Consider the following 21,745-nt stretch of genomic DNA (forward strand, 5'->3'; position numbering starts at 1 on the left):
TACTGCTCTCATCCCTCGAAATATTCTCTGCGTATTGTTTCAATTCGCAAACATGGTATGGGGGTACATTAAAGAATAACCTTCTGTTCAGGTTTTTTGCACAGCCTTTTTTAATATGAATGTGGATTTGGCTTCACAGCTTAAGACACTTAACTTGCAGCGTGCCGTGATGGGGTTATAAGCCATGTTAAATGAAGTTGGGCCCCACTGATTTCATGAAGCCGCAGATAGTAATCAAATTTTAGGAAAAACGATGACAGTGAAGTCTAAAACAGATAAGGATTCAGAGCAGAATATAAAGGAACAAAAGCTTCCTGGAAAACCGGAACTGGTAACCTCTGAAGAGAAGTTCAAAGCCCTGGCTGCCCTGGATGAGGGGGAGTATGCCTATTCGGTTTCAGATTACTTTGCCAGACCCAAAGCAAGTGCTTTTCAATTTTCTCCTGATGGTAAATATTTGTCATATAGAGAGAAGGATGAAAATAACAAGAGACATATCTACGTAAAAGATCTGGAAACCGGTACTATTACCAAAGCGGTGGAAGAAGGCGAAGAGCTGGTGCGGGCTTATGCCTGGGCAAATAGTGAACGCCTGATCTTTATGATGGATAAAGGGGGCGATGAAAATTACCATCTTTTCGCAGCAAATGCCGATGGAAAAGATCAAAAAGAGTTAACCCCTTTTGAAGGGGTAAAGGCCCAAATGATTAATGAGCTTAAAGAGGATAAAGATCATATGATCATTTCTTTGAACAAGAACGATGCTCAGGTCTTTGAACCCTATAAAATAAACGTGAATACAGGGGAACTTACGCAACTGTATACCAATGAGGATCCTGAAAATCCCATCATGGGCTATGATTTTGATAAGGATGGGAATCTTCGCGGCTTTACCAGATTGAGAGAAGGTATTTTAAATGACCTGTATTACGAGACTTCTCCCGGAAACTATGAGAAGGTAAAGAGCCTTGACTGGAAAGACACTTTTGGTATTATCGGGTTTAATTACAGCAGTGAAAATCCGTATGAAGCCTATATGATCTCTAACCTGGATAGTGATAAGGCAGAGATAGTGCGGTATGACCTTAAAAAGGATGTTGTTTTAGAAAAGGTGTTTTCCACAGAAGAGTACGATGTAAAAGGGATGTCCCGCTCGAGAAAGCGAAACTATGAGATAGACTATTTCGTTTACGAAGGTGAGAAGCGGGTAGTGATCCCGGTTAGTAACACCTATAAGGTTTGGCACGAAAGGATTCAAAATGAATTTAAAGGATATCAGTACAGGATCGCAGATATAACCGATGAAGAAGATAAATTATTGATACTGGTTCAAAGCGATCAGTTGTACGGCACGTATTATGCCTATGATACTCAACAAGATTCATTTACCTTGTTGTATGACCTTATGCCCCAACTCAAGGAGGAGGATATGTCGCCTATGAAACCAATATCCTTTAAAAGTCGCGATGGCATAATCATACATGGTTACATTACCCTTCCGAAGGAAGCAGCAAATGGCACAAAAGTGCCGGTTATTGTAAATCCTCACGGAGGTCCCCAGGGTATACGTGATAGCTGGGGCTTTAATCCGGAAGCCCAGTTGTTTGCCAGCCGGGGGTATGCGACCCTGCAGGTCAATTTCAGGATCTCAGGAGGTTATGGTCGGGCATTTTTAGAGTCCGGGTTTAAGCAGATCGGACGTAAAGCCATGGATGATGTGGAAGACGGATTAAAATATGTGATCGATCAGGGTTGGATAGCCCCTGAAAAAGCAGCGATCTATGGGGGAAGTCACGGAGGTTATGCCGTGTTGAGAGGGCTTACAAAAACCCCCGAATTGTACGCCTGTGGGGTTGATTATGTTGGGGTTTCGAATATTTTCACATTTATGAAAACCATACCCCCCTATTGGAAACCCTATCTTAAGATCATTAAAGAGATCTGGTATGATGAAAGTATACCAGAAGAAAAGCGAATTATGGAGGAGGTATCTCCGGTATTCCATATCGACAAGATCAAAAAGCCGCTTTTTGTAGTGCAGGGGGCCAATGATCCCAGGGTAAATATTGATGAATCAGATCAGATCGTTATGGCGTTAAGAGACAGGGGAGTTGATGTGCCCTACATGGTACGCTATGATGAAGGACACGGTTTTGCTAAAGAAGAAAACAGTATAGCGCTTTATGAGGCCATGATGGGATTTTTTGCAAAACATTTGAAAAAATAACCATCTTAATTACCCAAAAACGTAGGGCCGGATCTCAAGGAAGGAGAGATGAAGTGTGCACTGCTGAAAACTTCATAATTCATATCTTTACCCGGCATAATAATTTAATCAGGATTTTACGTGAGAGTTCATTTTATAGCCATCGGCGGGAGTGCTATGCATAACCTTGCATTGGCCTTGCATGAGAAAGGATATCAGGTTACAGGAAGTGATGATGCCATTTTTGAACCTTCCAGATCGAGACTGGAAGCAAAGGGACTGCTTCCTGAACAAATAGGATGGTTCCCGGAAAAGATCACCAACCAACTCGATGTGGTGATACTGGGAATGCATGCCCGTGAGGATAATCCGGAACTCCTGGCTGCCCGGGAAATGGGTTTGAAGGTGTATTCCTATCCTGAATTTCTTTATGAACAATCTAAGAATAAGACCAGGGTGGTCATTGGAGGTAGTCATGGAAAAACCACCATTACTTCAATGATCCTTCATGTGCTGCACTATCATGGCGTTGATGTTGATTACATGGTCGGAGCCCAGTTAGAAGGCTTTGATACCATGGTAAAACTAACAGACAGCAATGAATTCATTGTACTTGAGGGTGATGAGTACCTGTCTTCGCCTATCGACCGACGTCCTAAATTTCATCTTTACAAACCGAATATTGCTTTGTTGAGCGGTATTGCCTGGGACCACATCAATGTATTTCCTACCTGGGATAATTATGTGGAGCAGTTCCGGATCTTTATAGACTCTATTGTAAAAGGAGGAAGTCTTACCTACAACCAGGAAGACACCACGCTTCATGAGATCGTGCAAGCCTCAGAAAATACGATCAGAAAGATAGGATACACCACTCCTGAGTATTTTGTTGAAGATGGCGAGACCTACCTGGAAACCAATGAAGGGCCTATGCCGGTGGAGGTATTTGGAAGGCATAACCTGAACAACCTGGCCGGAGCCAAATGGATCTGTCAGCATATGGGAATTGACGAGGATGAGTTTTATGAGGCTATCGGTAGTTTTAAGGGAGCCTCGAAACGATTGGAGAAACTGGCTGAAAAGAACGGCAGTGTTATTTTTAAAGATTTTGCCCATGCACCGAGTAAGGTGCAGGCAACCACAAATGCTGTTAAAGAGCAATACCCGAACAAGACGGTATTGGCTTGCCTGGAACTTCATACCTACAGCAGCCTTAACACAGATTTCATTAAGGAATATAAAAGTGCACTGGACAGGGCTGATAGGGCTGTGGTGTTTTATTCTCCCGATGCAGTAGCGCTGAAAAAATTAGATCCCATTGCCCCGGCCGATATAAAGGAAGCCTTTGGCAGAACCGACCTGGAGGTATTTACCGATCCGGACGCATTTAAAGAATTTCTTCTAAATACATCGCTTCGAGATACAGCCCTGCTGCTTATGAGCAGTGGTAACTACGGAGGGTTAAACCTGGAAAGCATTACTTCAAGGCTCTAATAGCTAGACTCCGAACTGACGGAAATGATGATCGAGGTGCTTGTATTGCATCTTGCCCCATTGTTCTTTGCTGAGCCACCCGAAAACCGGGTGTTTTAATTTGCCATCAGGAAATGGCAGCTGCAGAAAGGTGTTGATGGTTTCCTTTAATTCTCTTTGCTCATTTTCAAAGTTTTCCGGATCGGTCATTCTTAATTCTCTGGCAGTGGGCAAGCTCTGTTTCCAGGGTTTATCATTATACAGCAAAGATCGGTAGAATGGCATCATGAGCTTAAAATACCATGGTGGCTGACTTAATTGGGTTTCTCCGGTAGCTACCTTCATGGTTTTTTTAAGGTGCTTTAACATCTGGGCAACATCCATACTGCCCCATTGAGGTTGTGAGCCGGGGCTTAAAGAATTCATCCTTGATATAATTTCTTCCTTGATGCCGGGTTCAAACAGAGATTTCATAGGTCGTGCTTTAATTGAAAGAAAATTACAACATTATACTGAAGTTTGTTATATTTATTAGATGCGAAATAAGTCTGATTCCTTCTCAATTAAAAGTTGGAGCCTGGATGATCGTCCGCGTGAAAAGCTTCGTCTGAAGGGAAGGATGGCCTTGAGTGATGCTGAACTGCTGGCAATCATTATAGGTAGTGGCAGTGATAAGGATAGTGCGGTAAGCCTTTCTAAAAAGATCCTGGCCACCACCGATTATAACCTGAATGCCCTGGGCAGATTACCCTTGTCAAAACTCATGTCTTTTCACGGGGTCGGAGAGGCTAAAGCCGTGGGAATTATTGCGGCCCTCGAGCTGGGCAGAAGAAGGGCAGCAGAAGCATTACCCGAGCGTTTCCGTATTGTAAACAGTAATTCAGCATTTCGTTATTTGCAGCCATTTATGGGGGAGCTTCCTCATGAAGAATTCTGGGTGTTGTACCTCAATAATTCCAATCGTATTATTCGCCATCAGCAATTGAGTAAGGGAGGTATTACCGGTACCCTTGTTGATGTTCGGCTGGCGTTGAAGTATGCACTTGAAGTCAATGCTACAGCCATTATCCTGGCGCATAATCATCCTTCCGGCACCCTGGTGCCCAGTGAGGCGGATAAACGACTTACTTCCAAGTTCTCGACGGCAGCGGGCAGCCTTGACATAAAATTACTCGATCATCTTATTGTAACCGAAAAAGAATATTATAGCTTTGCAGACGAAGGACTTCTCTGACATGGTATTAGTTTACACCTATAAGATCACCCCCAGGTTGCGATATATCATGAAGCATATCTTTAAACGCATGCTTCAGACCGATGTTGATCTGACCACCCGCGTAGAAGATTTCATAGCCCATTCCGGACCAAAATTATCCTATGCAAGGCAGCCCTTGCAGAGTGAATTCTTTGTTCGAAGTCACGACCTTTTATTTGATGATGGGATCTCGGATATCGACATCAATGTATCAGACTGGGATGGTGTACCCTGCTTTTTTTCGGCTTCAGAGAAGAGTAGTCTTCCTTTTGATATTTTTGCAGCCAGTTTTTACCTTATCACCAGGTATGAAGAGTATTTACCCCATGTAAAAGATGATCACGGGCGGTTTCCTGCATCTGAAAGTTTAGCCGGGAAACACGGTTTTCTTGATCTGCCCGTGGTAGATATTTGGGTAGAACGGTTTAAGGCTCAATTGCAGGATAAGTTTCCTCAGATGGAGCTCCCACTTAAATCACCTGTGTTTACTCCGGTGATCGATGTTCCGGTTATTTTTCGTTACCGTAAAAAGGGGATGTTGCGTACCCTGGGAGGAACTCTTCTGGATCTTTCGAGATTCCGGTTTCGTGAATTTGTGAAGCGGTATGCGGTGTTACTGGGCATTCAAAAGGATCCCAACGATGTTTTTGATGAGCTAACCCGACTGCACAAACAAAATAACGTGCAGGCCATGTATTTTTTCTTGTTAGGAGACTATTCGCATTATGACAAGAACATTTCGGTATATAAACCCATCGTAAAAACCCTGGTCAAATCTGTAGCCGATTACAGTATCGTTTCACTGATGGCTTCTTATATGTCATTTAATGATCTGGAGCTTCTTAAAAAAGAAAGGAAAAGATTGATCAACTTCATTAACCGACCGGTAAAAAGGGTCAGACAGCGCTTCAACAGACTTCAGATACCGGAAACGTATCGTTCAGTTGTCGATGCTGAGTTTAATGAAGATTATTCTATGGGATATCCCGATGAGGTAGGGTTTCGAGCCGGAACCTGCACTCCTTTTTATTTTTATGATATCAGCTTTGAAGAACAGTTACCTGTCTTGATCAATCCGGTGGCTGTAATTTACTCTGCCTTGTATCAATTCAGAAATATTAAACGGGCAAGGGAAAAGATCAAATCTATCAGGGAGGAAGTAGAGAAGGTTAACGGAACTTTCGTAATGGTCTTCTCTAATGATGTGCTCAATTTTACCGAGTATAACAGTATGACGGCCCTGTATAAAGAGCTAATAACGACTACATAGATGAAAGACCAGATAGAGCATATTTTCTTCGACCTTGATCACACCCTTTGGGATTTTGAAAAAAACTCTGCTTTGGCCTTTAAGAAGATCTTTGAAGAACGTGAACTGGCTCTCGATCTTGATGATTTTCTCCACGTGTATGTGCCTTTAAACCTGAAATTCTGGCGCATGTTTCGGGAAAACAGACTCACTAAAACCGAGCTGAGATATATACGGTTGAGGTCGGCTTTTGATGAGTTAAAATACCCTTGCAACGATTTGTTAATCAAGGAAATAGCGAACGACTATTTAACGTATTTACCTACCTTTAATCATCTTTTTAAGGAAACCGGTACGATTTTATCTTACCTTGACCAAACCTATAAATTGCATATCATAACCAACGGTTTTGCAAATGTCCAGGAAGGAAAATTAGTAAATTCAGGGATCGACCATTATTTTAAGGTGGTGGTCAATTCTGAAATGGCCGGTGTTAAGAAGCCCAACCCCTATATCTTTAAGTTAGCCATGAAACGCGCCGGAGCACGCCCGGAACGATCATTAATGATTGGTGATAGTTTTGAAGCCGATGTTCTCGGAGCGCTGAATGCAGGTATGCATGCCCTTTATTTTAACCCGGAGGGCGAAACCGTACCAGGGCATATTCAATCTATTGGTAACCTCCTGGAAATAAAAAAGTTATTATGATCATGCAATAGGCGTTTTAGAAATAACGTTTATAAAAGTATGATGAGACAGGGGTATATATATTTCTTAACGGGGTTGCTTTTCATTGGGCTTCTATCCAATGCCTGTGTTAAAGATGTTGATTTTGACCAAAAGGATCAATTCGTGCTCGAGCCGGCCATAGAGGTAAGCCTTGTGTATTTTGATTTTCTGGCTTCCGATTTCGATGAGTTCGATCCGGAAAATTCCAACTCTTATGTAGATTCAACACAGGCCGACCTGTTTTCGCAAGACTTTTTTGATCAGAATCTCAGGGCTGCAGAGTTCACCCTCGTACATACCAATTTGGTGGAAAGGGCTTTTGAGGCAGAGATCATTTTCCGGGATGCCAATGGAGCTCCCCTATATACTATTATGGTTTTTATTCCCCCTTATGATGGGTCACCCAAGGAAGTGGTTACCCTGATCTATTTTGATGAAAGTCAGATCGGGATCCTTAAAAATACTTTTTCGATCTCCGCAGAGATCAGTTTGTTGCCCGGCAATCCTCCCTTAAGCAATACCTCTGAAGGCTCTATCAAATTTCAATCCAGTGCAATTTTTTATATGGAGTTTGAATGATCAAGACCTTACTTTACATAGGGCTGCTTTGTGCCTTCATCTTACCCTTGCGATCCCAGAACAAACAGTTACTGTATAATTTCAGGGAAATACCGCAACAGGTAATGATCAATCCCGGGGCACAGATCCATCAACGCGGGTATGTAGGGGTACCCTTTCTTTCAGGAATTTCTCTGGGCTTTGGCAGCAGTGGTTTTAATGCCTATGACCTCTTTGCAGATAATGGGGTGAATTTTAATATCAAAGTACGGGATGTACTATACAGTCTCAACAGGAATGATATCATTGACATGAATCAACAGGTAGAGATCTTGTTTGCGGGGTTTAAGGGCAAGGGCGAAAACAGTAAGGATTTTTTCAGTTTTGGGATCTACCAGGAATTCGACCTCTACAATTACTGGCCTGAAGACCTGGCCTACCTGGCGTATGAAGGGAATGCAGGAAATACAGGAAGGGAATATGAACTCCGGGATCTCAATGTACAGGGTGAGATCTTTACCACTCTGCACTTTGGGGTGAATCATCGTTTTAATTCCGACTGGACGGCAGGTGCTCGGTTCAAAGTATACAGCAGTATGATACACTGGTCGTCTAATAATAACGAAGGTCTGTTTATCACTGTTCCGGGAACGCAAAATATATATTCACATAATGTTATTGCCGATATGGCTCTCAATACCTCAGGGTATGCTTCGCTCTGGGATAGAGACATTGACAACGTATCCGAATTTTTTCAGGCCATTGCACCCAACAGTTTTTTTGGGGGTAATTACGGGGTTGGCCTCGATGTTGGCTTTACCTATACTCCTAATTCCTCCTGGACCTATACCGGAAGCATTACTGACATAGGGATGATGTTTCATCAGAATGATACCGAAAGTTATACCCTGAAAGGGGCTTACCAACTTGAAGGTATTCAGTTCTTATTCGGGCAGGCTACCGATGATGATTTTTTAAATGACTATTGGGAAGATCTGAAGGCAGACCTGGAAGAGCAGCTGCCACTGGATACGATCTCAAGGAATTTCACTTCCTTTCGCCCTGTGAAATTTAACGGAGCTGTAATACATAATTTTGGGAATCTGAATTACCGTAAAACCTTTAAGTGTGATTGTGACATAGATGATACCGGCTATGAAAATTCAGTGGGATTACAACTTTATGCCGTTAAAAGGCCTCAGCATATCAATGCAGCCCTGACAGCCTTTTATTACCGACGAGTATTCAATTGGCTGCGTTCTAAATTCACCTATACCGTAGACCCATATTCTTATTATAATCTCGGGCTTGGTATTTCAACGCATTTTGCTAATTTTAACGTCTATTTGCTCGCTGATAATTTGGTGGAATTCACCAACCTGGCAAAAGCTAACCAGGCATCAGTGCAGTTTGGAATTAATTATATTTTACCGGGCTCCAGATAAACCACTTCATGAAACATCTCTTTTTAGTCTTGTTCGCGCTTATAGTAACCACGGTTACCAGTGCTCAATCAACTTCGCTTAATGACTTTCAATACGTTATTGTACCTCGTAAGTACGAGTTTCAACGACAGGAGAACCAGCATAGGTTGAATACCCTTACCAAGTTCTTGTTGGAAAAAGAAGGTTTTGAGGTTTATTTTGAAGGACAACAGCCGGAATTTTTAGCCAATGACCTTTGTAAGGCTCTAAAAGCTGACCTTTTGGATGAATCCGGAATGCTGACCACCCGGGTGGTTTTTGTGTTAAGAGATTGCAGAGGTAATGCAGTGGTAACCACAGGGGAGGGCAGAAGCAAGATCAAAGAGTTTGAACCTTCCTTTCATGAGGCTTTTAAGATGGCTTTCAAAGATATTGAGAAGTTGAACTACCAGTACCAGCCTTCAACAGAAGAATTGAATGCAGAAAGCACTGCAGCGGTTGATACCGTTTCTGCCGAAGGGGAGGGGATGGATGTACCGTACAATGCCGAGAATATTGAAGAAACGGAAATTGCCGTGGATAATACCACAACCCGGGCCGCAGAGGTTATTGCCGATAATACAGCCCAACCCGAGGTGCTTTATGCCCAACCTTTAGAGAATGGCTTTCAATTGGTCGATATGAGTCCTGCCGTTCGCTTTAAGGTGCGAAAAACAGGGAAGGAGAATACCTTTGCCATTGTTGGCAAAGACGGCTTGCTTTACAAATCGGATAATGGTACCTGGATCGCTGAATACTATGAGAATGACACCCTGGTAAAAGAGACTTTTCATGTTAAATTTTAATAGCCGTACTTCCCTTTCCATCTTTTAGATAGAAATTCCTTTTGAGACTGTTCTCTGGCATTATTGCCGGGTTCATAAAAGGTAGTGTTGCTAAGTTCCTCCGGTAGAAATTCCTGGGCTGCGAAATTCATAGGATAATCATGGGCGTATTTGTAATCATCGCCATAGCCTAATTCCTTCATCAGTTTTGTCGGGGCGTTTCTAAGGTGCAGAGGCACCGAAAGATCTCCGGTTTGTTTTACCGTTTGTATGGCTTTATTGATTGCCAGGTAAGCCGCATTGCTCTTGGGGGAGGTAGCCAGATAGGTAGCACATTGACTAAGTACGATACGGGCTTCCGGATAACCGATGGTGGTAACCGCCTGAAAGGTGTTGTTGGCGATGACAAGGGCCGTAGGGTTGGCGTTGCCGATGTCTTCTGAAGCCAGGATTAACAGTCTTCTGGCAATGAATTTCACATCTTCTCCTCCTTCAATCATTCGGGCAAGCCAATACACCGCCCCGTTAGGATCGCTGCCCCTGATGGATTTTATGAAGGCGGAAATGATATCGTAATGTTGTTCCCCGGTCTTATCGTAGCGCACAGTGTTTTTTTGAACCAGTTGAAGTACTTTATCATTGGTGATCACTATCGGGTCTTCATCAAGGGCATTTACGACCAGTTCGAAGATGTTCAGCAATTTTCGTCCGTCGCCACCTGATAGTTTTATAAGGGCTTCACTTTCGTTGAGCTCAATATTCTTTTGAGACATCTGCGCATCGCTGTGCATGGCCCTTTTCAGCAGATTTTCCAGGTCGTCTTTTCCAAAGGCATTAAGGGTGTATACCTGACACCGGGAAAGCAGGGCGGGTATAACCTCGAAACTTGGGTTTTCGGTGGTGGCACCGATCAACGTAACCCATCCCTTTTCAACCGCGCCAAGAAGTGAGTCTTGTTGAGATTTGCTGAAACGGTGTATCTCATCGATAAATAAAAGTGGATTCTTAGCGGTAAAAAGTCCGCCGCTCTGCTTGGCCTTATCAATAACCTCACGCACGTCTTTTACACCGCTGTTGATGGCGCTTAAGGTGTAAAAAGGTCGTCCGCTTTCAGAGGCTATGATCTGGGCCAGGGTGGTTTTTCCGGTCCCGGGAGGACCCCAGAATATGAGCGAAGGGATAATGCCTTTTTTAATTTGATTGGTCAGGGAACCCGTGGGACCCACCAGGTGTTGCTGACTGATGTATTCTTCCAGGTGTTGTGGACGTATGCGTTCTGCAAGAGGTTGATTCATGGTCTAAAATTACAATAAAATTGACTCTGATGGCATTTGTAATACTTCTGATGCAGGGGATGGGGCAGGTGGTTTATTTTATTATTTTTAGAGTTCATGAGTTCGACCCGTGATATGAAACAAAAACAGGAGCTTTCGTTTAGTTTGTGGTACCTGATCATACCTCTTTTCTTTGGTATTGCCATCTGGAGCGTATACTGGATCGAACTGGAATCCGGATGGTATCTGAATCACTGGGGCGTTTATCCAAGGTCGATCAAAGGTTTGCCCGGTATAGTGCTGAGCCCGTTTGTGCATAGCTCGGTAGAACACCTGTATCACAATACCCTGCCATTGATCATACTCAGTACGGCCTTGTTCTATTTTTACAATCGTATTGCCTGGAAGGTGTTGGGTTGGGGATTGTTAATGAGCGGAATATTCACCTGGATCCTTGCCCGACCTGCATGGCACATAGGTGCCAGTGGGGTGATCTATATGTTGGTGAGTTTTATATTTTTTAAAGGGCTGTTCGCGCGTAATTACAGGTTGATGGCCTTGTCTTTACTGGTGGTTTTTCTTTATGGCAGTATGATATGGTATGTGCTTCCTGTTGATGATAAGATCTCGTGGGAGGGTCACCTGTCTGGTGGCATTGCCGGATTTATCCTGTCGTTGTTCTTTAAAAATGAGGTGTTGAAGCCGGTTCGTTATCATTGGGAGCGGGAAGATTACAAGGAGGAAGAAGATCCTTTCATGAAACACTTCGATGAGGAAGGCAATTTTATAGAGCATATTCCCGAAGAAACCCGGGAGGGCGACAAGGATCCGGGGTTAGAGGTACGGTATCACTATCGTGAGAACAAAAATGCTGAAAAAAAGTAATTAACTGCGTTGTCGCACCACCTCGTATAAGAAAGCGCCACAGGCAACAGACACATTTAAACTGCCAATAGCTCCTTTAAGTGGTAGGGAGGCTCTGTCATCCAGGATCTTTAATACCGAAGACGATATGCCATTGTCTTCTGCCCCCATCACAATAGCAAGCGGTTCTTTTAAATCTATATCAAAAATGCTGTTCTCAGTTTTTTCAGTAGCCCCGATAACTTTTATGCCGGATGCCTGAAGGTAATATACGGCGTCTTTGATGTGGTCGGTACGACAGATGGGAACTCTGAATACTGCGCCGGCCGAAGTTTTAACGGTGTCGGCAGTAACGGGTGCAGCGCCCTTTTTTTGAATAATGATCCCATGAACCCCGGTACATTCAGCAGTTCTAATGATAGCCCCGAAATTACGAACGTCAGAAAGCTGATCCAATAACAAAAACAAGGGAGTTTCTCTGCTTTCCACAACATTCATGACCAGATTCTCCAGGTCGTGAAAATCTACCGGAGAAATATTCGCTACAACACCCTGGTGATTCTTTCGGGTAATGCGGTTTAGCTTCTCTACGGGAACATAAGAGGCAGAGATGCCCTGTGTTTGGAGCAGGGTTTGCAATTCTGCAAATAAAGGGCCTTTCAACCCTTTTTGGATAAATACTTTGTCGATGGTTTTGCCTGCGTTCACCGCTTCGATCACAGCCCTGATGCCAAAGATCTGGTAGTCGTTCTTCATGGGGCAAAGATACATAAATACGCTATGGTGCAGCAGGTGGTTATTGCGAATTCATCTAATTCATTTGGCTTTTTGGCATAAAAAAGTCTCCCTGATCGGGTATTCCTTGACCTGGCTAACATAAATTAAGAAAGGAGATTGCATCCTATTGATTGACTGAGGTTGGTGTAAACAGATCCTGAATTCCGGGAAAGTTCTCATTGGCATCGATCTCTGCTTGGGGATACAAAAATCGCTGGGGAATGGTAGAATGATCTCCTTTGAGGGTGCCCAGGATGTCATTTGTTCTTCTTGCATCATGGAACGTTTGAATCGATAGGGGCATTGAGATGTATTTTTCTTCAAGGATCTCAGTGATCAAAAGTGTTGTATCGGTAGTTGATGAGATTGGGAAATGCCCTTCATAGGTAGCTTCCAGATGTGCTCGCACCTCATTAAATGGGGTTAGGGCATCCCCTCCGGTTCTGGCTGCTGCCTCCGCTTCGATCAGTTTGGTTTCTACCCAGGAGATCACCGGGAAATTTGCATCAGCAGCAATAAGGCCTCCCGGGTTCGTATTGAGTACGGAGGCATCAACATCAAAATAATGGTATAGTCTACTCTGGTCTCCGGGGGTGTAGATAATTCTTGGTTGGGTGTCGTTTAAGAATCGGAATAACAAGGGGTTGTTACAAGTACCAATATGGCCCTTTCTTTGTTCTACGGTGTACTGAAAGTAAAGATTTTTTGCGCCCTCAGTGTTACTATGATTGATTAAAAGGCCCCCATTGGGAGCTCCAATTCCCCTCTGAGCCTCCAGAAGGGCATTGTTGTAATCTTTAGTGATCAGGTAATATCGTGCTTTCAGGCTATGAGCTATCGAAGCCCACCTGGCCTCATTGGATGTGAAAACCTCCATCTGAGAAATGGATACTGGAGCAGAATCCACTTTGGCGATTGCCTCTGATAGCATTTGTTGTATCCCGCTAAAAACCAAATGCTGGGGGTCATACCTGGGATGTGGGTATTGAAGAGGATTCCCAGCCTCGGAAAACGGAATGTCACCAAATAGTGCAGCCATTTCTCCAAAGAGCATGGCCTGCAGTATCATAGCGACCCCTTCAAGGATGGTGTCACCATTAGCAACGGCATATTCTCGTACGTAAACTGAATTTGCTATGCCATCGGTATACGCATTAGACCATATAACATCAAAGTCGGGGGGAGACACAGTATAGGATTCATAGGGTGGTCCGCAACACCTGGCACAGAAAGATATCTGATCTGAAAATGTACTGCCTATTCTTGAAGCATGGCCTGATGATAATTCGGCAACAGCCAAACCAATCTGGCCAATGATCTCTTCTCCGGGCATAGAGGTGAAGTCATTAGGGGTTGTAGTTGTATCGCTGTTGTAGTTAGAACAGCTCATCAGTAAAAAGAAGAGCACTGTGAAGATGACAGGTCTAAGATTTTTGAACAAGAAGGAGTTCATAAGGTATTATTCCTTCTTAAATGTAGGAAAAAAATGTCAAATATATTGGTAAGTGAAATAAAAAAGCCATCCCTGAAAGTTCAGAGATGGCTTTATCAAGCTAATTTAAATATTGATCGGTGTTTGGATCCTATTGGTTAACCGGAGTAGGAGTAAACAAGTCCTCCAGACCCGGGAAGTTCTCATTAGCGTTGATCTCTACCTGTGGGTAAAGGAAACGCTGAGGGATAGAAGAACCACTACCCTTTAAAGTTCCCAGAATGTCATCCGTTCTTCTCATATCGTGGAATACCTGAAGTGATCCGGGTAAAGACATGTACTTCTCTTCAAGGATCTCAGTAATCAACTGTTGTCCGCTTGAAGATGAAGCCGGAAAGCTTCCTCCGTAAGTAGCTTCCAGGTAAGCACGTACTTCGTTGAATGGAGTCAGGGCATCACCACCGGTTCTTGCGGCCGCTTCTGCCTGGATCAGTTTGGTTTCGATCCATGAAACGATCGGGAAGTTGGCATCGGCGGCAAAAATTCCTCCGGCAGCGGTGTTAGGCTCGGTAAAATCGTCGTTAAAATAAACAGCAAGACGCTCAGCATCTCCCGGAGTGGCGAGTGCACGAGGGGTAGTGCCATTCATTAAACGAAGCAATAATGGATTATTACACAAGGCCAGGTACCCGGCACGTTGCTCTACAATAAACTGGTAATAAGAATTCTCTTGTCCGTTGGTTTCCGTATGGAAGGCCTCCAGGTTCCCGGTTGGAGAAGAGATCCCTAATTGGGCTTCTGCAAGAGCATTTGGATAGTCTCCTGCGATCAGGTAGTAACGAGCTTTCAAGCTATGAGCAACTTCAGCCCAGGTGGCATCGTTGGTAGCGAAAACACCTACGGCATTAAGCAATACCTGAGAAGATCCGACTTTGTTGATTCCCTCAGAAAGCATTGCCTGCACTCCGTTAAGAACCTCGGTCTGACTGTCATAACTAGGGTTTGGAAATTCAAAAGGATCTCCGGCCTCAGAGAAAGGCACGTTTCCGTAAAGCGCGGCGGTTTCTCCGAAAAGCAGGGCTTCAAGGATCATGGCAGCACCTTCTAACTGAGCGTCACCTTCTTCTATAGCTTTTTCACGTACGAATTTGGCCTGTGCAATTCCGTCTGCGTAGATATCATCCCAGGAATCATCAAAATCCTGTGCAGTTACTACATAAGCTTCATACTGCTCATACTGTCTGTCACAACCAGAGAACTGGTCGGTAAATATCGCGGCATATCTGGAAGGCTGACTTTCAGAAAGTGAAGCCACAGAAAGACCTACCTGCCCCAGTACTAAATTCCCGGGAGAGTCGGTAAAGTTGTTCGGATCTACATTTAGCCCGTCAGTGTAATCGGAACAGCTACCTAATAATAGCCCCGAAACTGCTAAAGCTGAATAAATTATTTTTTTCATGCGTATCATTTTATTTTTTTAAAGTCCAAGTCTTAAAGTAAACAGGTATGATCTGGTTCCTGGATTGGTAAAGTAGTCAAGACCACGTCCTTTGGAAGCACCAGTTAAGTTCAGGTCAGGATCAACTCCTTCGAAATCTGTCCATAGAACCAGGTTTCTACCGGTTACACCAATTTCAGCACTTCTGAAACCGATTGATTCCATCATGTTGGTTGGCAGGCTATAGAATAAAGATAATTCACGGAGACGAGTCCATGAAGCGTCTTCTATATAAAGCTCGTGCGATGAAGCAAATCCACTGGCAAGACCTAAATACCAAGACTGATCAAGAGCAACAGGACCTGCACCGAAATCTCCGATATTACCACGGAAGGTGGTTCCTGCCGGGATAACTGTACCGGAAGCGTTTACAAGGTCAGTTGGTGCTGTGGTTTCGTTGGCAGTTTCCGGGCTGATACCGAAATAGTTCAACACTCCCTTGGTTCCTGCCCACATTTCATTACCCTGGAAGGTCTCGAATAAGGCAGAAAGCGTAAGGCCTTTCCATGAAATGGTAGTTCCAAGACCACCTCTCCAGTCCGGGTTAGGATCTCCGATCAAACCGGCTTCAGGATCAAGTTGTGGGAAACCGTTTGCATCGAGATCAAGGTTGCCTTCAGCATCCCGGAGTAATCTTCCACCCCAAAGAGCTCCAAAAGGCTCACCTTCTACAACTCGTGAAGAAGCTCCTGTAAATCCGTTTAGGAATACAGACTGCACCCCGCTCAGACTCTCAACGATGTTTCGGTTACGGGAGAAGTTAGCGTTCACGCTCCATTTAAAATCTCCCTGGTTGAATATGTTCACGTTCGCATCGATCTCGATACCTTTGTTAGAGATCTCAGCAGCGTTTGCAAGTACGTTAGAGAATCCTGAAGAAGGCGCCAGGTCTAATGGCAGGATCGCATCTTCAGTAACCCTGTCATAGTAGGTGAATCCAAGCGTCATGTAATTGTTGAAGAAACGGAAATCTGCTCCTACCTCGAATTCTTTGATTCTCTCAATGGTAAGGTCAGGATTACCTAAGGTAGTAGATCGTGTAAACGGGTTACCATAGGTACCTGCAGCAAGGAAATCTCCCCATGAAGATCCAACGCCTCCGGGACCGAAAGTTGTTCTTGTTGCATAAGGCTGTGGCTCGATACCGATCTCTCCGTAAGAAGCTCTTAACTTACCAAAGCTAAGGAAATTGTTTTCAGGAATGATGTTACTAAAAGCCCATCCTAAAGATGCAGAAGGGTAAAATACATTGTCCTCTACAGTAGAAGGACGCTCGTATCTTCCTGTTAATTCTACGAATAACTGGTTGAAGAGCTCAGCGTTAATTACAGCATAAGCACCGTTCTTACGAGTTTTTTGTTTGAACAGGAATGGCAGTTCGTTTGCGGCATCTGCATTTCCAAATAATCTCAGGTCGCCTAAGAATGGGTTGGTGAAATTATTTGAAGTACCTCCGATACTGTGATAATCAGACTCTTCAAATTGCGTACCAAGGATCCAGCTCAGATTGAAAGCTTCTCCCAGATCGTAGTTAGATGAAAGGAAGAAGTTCCAGGTAGAATTCTTTTCAGCAATTTCTGTACGGGCATAATTACCGTCAGGAATACCTGAAGAGTTAGCAGGGAAGTACGTTTCTCTTACGTCAGTATAATAATCCAGTCCGTAACGACCTGTAAAGATCATATTATCTGTGATCTGCCACTGAATTTCAGGGTTGATGATAAAACGCTCTACACGGTTAGGGTTGGTCTGCTCATTGATGGTCCATCCCGGGTTGTTATAAACAGGAATGGTACCTACACTACCACGATAGGCTCTGTGAGCATTAGGGAAAGCCACCCCATTGGCATCGTAGTAAGTTCCTTTATAATCCGTATTGTTAAAATCAGGAGCAGTTCTTAAATATCCAAGGTATAAACCATTGATATTAGAACCTTGCTGTATACGCTGCGACTTGATGGTCGAATAGTTGGTATTGATTCTAGCGGTAAGTTTTTCAGTAAGGTTCACCTCGTGATTCAAACGGAAAGTCTTTCTGTTGTACGAAGACTGTCCACGGATAATACCTTCCTGGTCAAGATTTGAAAGTGATAACAGGGTGTTGCTGTTGTCACCACTGAAACCAATACTTACAGAGTTGTCTAAGGTAACTCCCGTCTGGAACACCTGATCTCTGTTCACATCATTAAAAACCTCTCGAGATCTTTTCTCTGTGATAGGGTAGATGAGGTTTCCTGAATCTGCCTCAAAGTACTCTCCAGAGGTGTCAAATACATCAGCTCCTCCGGGACGATCGGCGATCTTATCTCCCCAGGATAGTGCGAAATCTTCTGCCCAGGCTCCACTTAGACCTTGCCCGAACTTGTCTTGTTTGTCCCATTCTACGTTGATCTCGTCAAAAGCTACACTCGATCTAACGTTTACAGACATGCGACTGCCTCCGGCACCACGACCTCTTTTAGTTTTGATAACAAGTACCCCGTTTGCAGCACCGGTACCCCAAACTGCAGCAGCTGCTGCACCTTTCAATACTGTTACCGATTCAATGTCTTCAGGGTTGATGTCATTAAGACGAGACTGTTGAACAACACCACCTACACCCGATCCTACAGATGTATTGGAAATGGCAACCCCGTCAAGTACAATTAGGGGAGAAGCGCTACCGGTAATGGTGTTTTGACCACGAATCTGGATATAGGCACCAGCACCCGGGTCTCCGGAGTTTCTTGTGATCTGAATACCTGAGGTTTTACCCGCAAGCCCCTGGATCACTCCCGTTTCTCCTGATTTCTGTAATGCTTCCGTGTCTACCAGGGTCGAGGAACTTAGATCCTCATCCTTCTTTTTTTCCAGACCTAATGCTGTAAGTACTACCTCTCCAAGCTCTTGAGCCGATTGAAGCAGTTGCACATTGATCGTGGAAGAGGCGCCTACGGTGATCTCCTGAGTTTCTTGCCCAACATAGGAGAAAACAAGCACCTGGCCTTCAGAGGCCTGAATCGAATAATTTCCGTCAAAGTCGGTTTGAGTACCATTAGATGTACCCTTTACCAAAACACTGGCCCCGGGTAACGGCAAGGCATCCTGGTCTGTAACCGTACCAGTGATCGTTTTTGTTTGCGCAAAGGAAATCTGCGCAACCAGCACCAGCAATAGTGCTAGAAAGCCATTAAGTTTAGTTTTCATATTTGTGAATTAATATTGAATTAGCGGCCTAAATATCCTAAATTCTCGTTAATAAACATAAAATATCCTTAACAATTTGTTAATCCAGTAAGATTTAACCGAGATATTTTAAGTTGTTATCCTACTGTTATTAGGGGGTAAGTCGGTTTTTAGAAAGGGTGGATCTTTCAGATCTATGTAGCCTTTATTTCAATGCTATACGGGGAAAATTAACATGAATGGGTCTTTTGGGTATAGACGTGGGGAGTGCTTTACCCCTTGGATAAAAGGGTTTGAAGAACTTCTTGATCCTTAAGTTCCCGAGAAGTTTTTTACAGGATAGTCATAAAAAAACCATCCCCGAAATGGGGATGGTTTGATCAAATTAATTTTAAAAAGAGACTCAGAGAACTCCTTTTTATGGTTAAAAGGAATATTATAAGTCTGAGTTGCAGTAATCGATCAGAGATACTCCTGCAGCAGGACTTGGTCCCAGATCCAGTACTGTATTTCCATTGGCAGAGATTAGCTGGAAGGTTACCTCAGAATCCCATGCTCCGGAATTGTAGAACACTTCGATAGAAGTAGCTCCGGAAGGAATTTCAAAGGTTACTTCATTAGTATCACCTTGATCTTCTGTTACCAGGAAGTTCAGGAACTGCTCTCCGTCAACAAGGATGTCAATAGAGGCTCCGTTCCATCCGTCTCCGTAAGAATCCTGACCTGAAAGGGTCCAGGTACCTACAGTAGGTGCATCAAATGTAGCAGGACATACGATAGGTGAACGGTAGGAGAACGGACTTCTGAAGAAAGATCCGGTAAAGATGTTACCATTACCATCGGCACTGGAGAAAGAACGACCATCAGTTAGGTTTAATACCAAACGAATGTCAAAATAATCTCCACCTGCAAACTCAGTATCGGCAATTGATAAAGCGCTTAAAGCTTCTCCGAAGCTAACCTCAAGGGTGTATTCAGGAAGGCCTAAGGCACTTGTACCCCATTCTGAAGCAGGAATGTTTTTAAGGAAAGCCTCTGCTTTAGAATAGTCATTGTCGTCCGGTTTTCCCGGGGTATTATCAGTATAGGATACGTATACATCCATAGACTCAAATAGTGCTCCTTCCTCTTCATCTTGCTCTTCCAGGGTTACTGAAAAAACAGATTCAGGATCAGAGATAGAAAAGTCAGGACTGGAAACGTCCAGCGTTCGCAATACAGCTCCTCTGGAGGTATTGTCAAATAGCTCGTCTATTGAAGCGTCGCTCTCCACACAGGAAACAGTCGCTGCTAACAGACCAAAAGTTAATATTGATTTTATTCTTTTCATGTTCTAAATCAGTTTTTTAGTTAGCGATTGGGAACGCAGGTGAAGCAGGATTGTTATCCCAGAACACCTGGAAAGTTACGTTCTGACGCTGCTCGATACTAGAGTTGTTGTTAGCGGCATTTGCAGGATATCTCAACGAACGGATCACAGATCCCGGATTTGGCTCCCTGTTAGGCTGAAGCGTGGTTGGGAAACCTGTTCTTCTGTAGAAGTTGAAAGCAGAAGTACCGTTACCGAAAGTGGTTACGATTAGCTGCTCACCAATAATATCCCACTTCTCACTGTCTGATGCAGCATCAAAAGATCCGTCGATCAAGGCAGTGAAAGCGTCAACCTGAGCATCAGTAGGTGCAGTATCAAGATCTGCAGAAGCATCAAGAGCTCCGAATGATTGTACCTTGGCGATTGACTTTTCAAGCGCAGAGATCAGGAATGGCTTAGCAGCAGCAGGGTTGCTGATAGCTGCCATCTCCGCTTGCATCAGGTCTACCCATGAAGCCAGCATGATCGGAGTGATACCAGCTCCCTGGCCTCCGCCACCTTGCTGTACATCATCAAAACGTCCGTCATCAAAGTTACCTGCAGCAGGATAAACCCCGATGGCAGTTCTGAAGAATCCATCTGGTGGAATACCTGAATCATCTCCGTGATCTCTTCCCCAATATCCGTTAGAAAGAGCACAGAAAGTGAAATCTCCGTCAAGATAATGCTGTGGAGCAGTTTCAAGAGAACAGTCGATGGTTTCCTCGTTAGGCTCCGCTCCGTCCTGACCTGGAACTACTGATGTCTGACGATAGAAGTAGTACTGAAGTCTTGGGTCGTTGGTAGTCTGCATAAGGTTCATTAACCAGTTAGACTGGTAGTTACCGGCACCGGTTGGTGTATAGTCATCCGCATATCTCGGGTGACGAGTGTCGGGCTGGTTCTCGTTGTTACCCCATCTGAATTCGAAATCTTCAGAGGTTTCATCGATATAATTTCCTGAAGTAACGATGGCGTTGAATTCAGAAACTGCACTTGGATTCACCAATCTTGTCTGAAGATAGATCTTCATTTTAAGGGTATTGGCCAATTTGATCCAGTTGTCATAGTCGTTTCCGTAGAAGAAGTCACTGGCAAGTTCAGCAGTAGCACCTTTGTTAAAATTAGCGATCGCTGTATTCAACATTTCAAGGGCAGCGGCGTACACTTCCTCTCCTGAATCAGGAGCCGGGTTAAATACCCCTTCCTCTGCAGCCAGGGCTTCAGTAAATGGTACCGGTCCGAAATAATCAACCAAGGTGATCATAGCATCGGCAGCCAGTACCTCAGCCACACCTAGGTGGTTGAATAATTCATTTTCTTGAGCCACAGGACGCATGGCCTTCAGGTTGGTTAATATTCCACGATATACATCATCCCATTCACCATCAAAGGCGATAGGTGCATAGGCGTTCAGGTAGTTTCTGTCAAAAAATACCTCCTGACGGGTGATCTGCCCACCGGTAACTCCCATGCTTTCAACAAAGTTCACATAATTCAGCTGGATGGCAGTGGTGTAAAAGTTAACGTCTGCCTGGCTCGGAATTAGTGCGTTAGGGTTATCTGTGAGATCAAGATCGGTGGTCTCACAAGCAACAAAGGTCATTGCCGAAAGAATCCCTAATCCGATTTTCTTTAAACTGTTTTTCATTTTTCTCATTTTATT

Annotated in this window: 17 protein-coding genes; 9 read left to right on the forward strand and 8 right to left on the reverse strand. The window is 44.0% G+C overall.

Going from position 1 to position 21,745, the window contains the following annotated elements:
- Positions 1–253: 253 nt before the first annotated feature.
- A complete protein-coding gene (locus tag E7Z59_RS06150) occupies positions 254–2,227 on the forward strand; it encodes a S9 family peptidase (protein WP_136335396.1) in 1,974 nt (657 codons plus the stop codon).
- Between the two features lie 120 nt (positions 2,228–2,347).
- Positions 2,348–3,700, forward strand: coding sequence for a UDP-N-acetylmuramate--L-alanine ligase (locus E7Z59_RS06155; RefSeq protein ID WP_136335397.1), 1,353 nt, complete (start codon positions 2,348–2,350; stop codon positions 3,698–3,700).
- 3 nt (positions 3,701–3,703) lie between these two features.
- On the opposite strand, the gene E7Z59_RS06160 is transcribed toward E7Z59_RS06155, so the two are convergent.
- Positions 3,704–4,153: a DUF1569 domain-containing protein gene (locus E7Z59_RS06160; RefSeq protein ID WP_136335398.1), complete on the reverse strand. Its 450-nt coding sequence runs from the start codon at positions 4,151–4,153 to the stop codon at positions 3,704–3,706.
- 61 nt (positions 4,154–4,214) lie between these two features.
- On the opposite strand from E7Z59_RS06160, the gene radC reads away from it, so the two are divergent.
- The 6 genes from radC to E7Z59_RS06190 are packed head-to-tail and all read left to right on the forward strand — an operon-like array spanning position 4,215 to position 9,739.
- Positions 4,215–4,913, forward strand: a complete 699-nt coding sequence (gene radC / locus E7Z59_RS06165) for a RadC family protein (RefSeq protein WP_136335399.1) — start codon at positions 4,215–4,217, stop codon at positions 4,911–4,913.
- A complete protein-coding gene (locus E7Z59_RS06170) occupies positions 4,891–6,204 on the forward strand; it encodes a polysaccharide deacetylase family protein (RefSeq protein WP_317130459.1) in 1,314 nt (437 codons plus the stop codon). Before radC ends, E7Z59_RS06170 begins: the two co-directional genes overlap by 23 nt.
- Entirely contained in the window at positions 6,205–6,891 is a 687-nt protein-coding gene (locus E7Z59_RS06175) for a YjjG family noncanonical pyrimidine nucleotidase (protein ID WP_136335400.1), read from the forward strand.
- A gap of 39 nt (positions 6,892–6,930) precedes the next feature.
- Complete coding sequence (locus E7Z59_RS06180) at positions 6,931–7,491, forward strand: hypothetical protein (protein WP_136335401.1); 561 nt, start codon at positions 6,931–6,933, stop codon at positions 7,489–7,491.
- Entirely contained in the window at positions 7,488–8,915 is a 1,428-nt protein-coding gene (locus E7Z59_RS06185; protein ID WP_136335402.1) for a DUF5723 family protein, read from the forward strand. Before E7Z59_RS06180 ends, E7Z59_RS06185 begins: the two co-directional genes overlap by 4 nt.
- An 8-nt stretch (positions 8,916–8,923) precedes the next feature.
- Positions 8,924–9,739 carry a hypothetical protein gene (locus E7Z59_RS06190; protein ID WP_136335403.1) on the forward strand — a complete coding sequence of 272 codons (816 nt, stop codon included), beginning with the start codon at positions 8,924–8,926 and terminating at the stop codon, positions 9,737–9,739.
- On the opposite strand, the gene E7Z59_RS06195 is transcribed toward E7Z59_RS06190, so the two are convergent.
- Complete coding sequence (locus E7Z59_RS06195) at positions 9,736–11,013, reverse strand: replication-associated recombination protein A (RefSeq protein WP_136335404.1); 1,278 nt, start codon at positions 11,011–11,013, stop codon at positions 9,736–9,738. The genes E7Z59_RS06190 and E7Z59_RS06195 overlap by 4 nt on opposite strands.
- Before the next feature lie 96 nt (positions 11,014–11,109).
- On the opposite strand from E7Z59_RS06195, the gene E7Z59_RS06200 reads away from it, so the two are divergent.
- Positions 11,110–11,877, forward strand: coding sequence for a rhomboid family intramembrane serine protease (locus tag E7Z59_RS06200; protein WP_242015599.1), 768 nt, complete (start codon positions 11,110–11,112; stop codon positions 11,875–11,877).
- On the opposite strand, the gene rlmB is transcribed toward E7Z59_RS06200, so the two are convergent.
- The 6 genes from rlmB to E7Z59_RS06230 all read right to left on the reverse strand — a co-directional run bounded on the left by rlmB (position 11,878) and on the right by E7Z59_RS06230 (position 21,730).
- Positions 11,878–12,612: a 23S rRNA (guanosine(2251)-2'-O)-methyltransferase RlmB gene (gene rlmB, locus E7Z59_RS06205; RefSeq protein WP_136335405.1), complete on the reverse strand. Its 735-nt coding sequence runs from the start codon at positions 12,610–12,612 to the stop codon at positions 11,878–11,880.
- A gap of 145 nt (positions 12,613–12,757) precedes the next feature.
- Entirely contained in the window at positions 12,758–14,086 is a 1,329-nt protein-coding gene (locus tag E7Z59_RS06210; protein WP_136335406.1) for a SusD/RagB family nutrient-binding outer membrane lipoprotein, read from the reverse strand.
- A gap of 130 nt (positions 14,087–14,216) precedes the next feature.
- Positions 14,217–15,524 carry a SusD/RagB family nutrient-binding outer membrane lipoprotein gene (locus E7Z59_RS06215; protein ID WP_136335407.1) on the reverse strand — a complete coding sequence of 436 codons (1,308 nt, stop codon included), beginning with the start codon at positions 15,522–15,524 and terminating at the stop codon, positions 14,217–14,219.
- A gap of 18 nt (positions 15,525–15,542) precedes the next feature.
- A complete protein-coding gene (locus tag E7Z59_RS06220) occupies positions 15,543–18,749 on the reverse strand; it encodes a SusC/RagA family TonB-linked outer membrane protein (RefSeq protein ID WP_136335408.1) in 3,207 nt (1,068 codons plus the stop codon).
- 415 nt (positions 18,750–19,164) lie between these two features.
- A complete protein-coding gene (locus E7Z59_RS06225) occupies positions 19,165–20,058 on the reverse strand; it encodes a hypothetical protein (protein WP_136335409.1) in 894 nt (297 codons plus the stop codon).
- 16 nt (positions 20,059–20,074) lie between these two features.
- Complete coding sequence (locus tag E7Z59_RS06230; RefSeq protein ID WP_136335410.1) at positions 20,075–21,730, reverse strand: SusD/RagB family nutrient-binding outer membrane lipoprotein; 1,656 nt, start codon at positions 21,728–21,730, stop codon at positions 20,075–20,077.
- Positions 21,731–21,745 lie beyond the last annotated feature (15 nt).

The organism is Robertkochia marina (assembly GCF_004799345.1).
In the GTDB taxonomy this organism is placed as follows: Bacteria; Bacteroidota; Bacteroidia; order Flavobacteriales; family Flavobacteriaceae; genus Robertkochia; species Robertkochia marina.

Coding starts and splice junctions, on each gene's coding strand:
- E7Z59_RS06150 (WP_136335396.1), top strand. CDS start 254: ATGACAGTGAAGTCTAAAACAGATAAGGATTCAGAGCAGAATATAAAG.
- E7Z59_RS06160 (WP_136335398.1), bottom strand. CDS start 4,153: ATGAAATCTCTGTTTGAACCCGGCATCAAGGAAGAAATTATATCAAGG.
- radC (WP_136335399.1), top strand. CDS start 4,215: ATGCGAAATAAGTCTGATTCCTTCTCAATTAAAAGTTGGAGCCTGGAT.
- E7Z59_RS06175 (WP_136335400.1), top strand. CDS start 6,205: ATGAAAGACCAGATAGAGCATATTTTCTTCGACCTTGATCACACCCTT.
- E7Z59_RS06180 (WP_136335401.1), top strand. CDS start 6,931: ATGATGAGACAGGGGTATATATATTTCTTAACGGGGTTGCTTTTCATT.
- E7Z59_RS06185 (WP_136335402.1), top strand. CDS start 7,488: ATGATCAAGACCTTACTTTACATAGGGCTGCTTTGTGCCTTCATCTTA.
- E7Z59_RS06190 (WP_136335403.1), top strand. CDS start 8,924: ATGAAACATCTCTTTTTAGTCTTGTTCGCGCTTATAGTAACCACGGTT.
- E7Z59_RS06195 (WP_136335404.1), bottom strand. CDS start 11,013: ATGAATCAACCTCTTGCAGAACGCATACGTCCACAACACCTGGAAGAA.
- E7Z59_RS06200 (WP_242015599.1), top strand. CDS start 11,110: ATGAGTTCGACCCGTGATATGAAACAAAAACAGGAGCTTTCGTTTAGT.
- rlmB (WP_136335405.1), bottom strand. CDS start 12,612: ATGAAGAACGACTACCAGATCTTTGGCATCAGGGCTGTGATCGAAGCG.
- E7Z59_RS06210 (WP_136335406.1), bottom strand. CDS start 14,086: ATGAACTCCTTCTTGTTCAAAAATCTTAGACCTGTCATCTTCACAGTG.
- E7Z59_RS06215 (WP_136335407.1), bottom strand. CDS start 15,524: ATGAAAAAAATAATTTATTCAGCTTTAGCAGTTTCGGGGCTATTATTA.
- E7Z59_RS06220 (WP_136335408.1), bottom strand. CDS start 18,749: ATGAAAACTAAACTTAATGGCTTTCTAGCACTATTGCTGGTGCTGGTT.
- E7Z59_RS06225 (WP_136335409.1), bottom strand. CDS start 20,058: ATGAAAAGAATAAAATCAATATTAACTTTTGGTCTGTTAGCAGCGACT.
- E7Z59_RS06230 (WP_136335410.1), bottom strand. CDS start 21,730: ATGAAAAACAGTTTAAAGAAAATCGGATTAGGGATTCTTTCGGCAATG.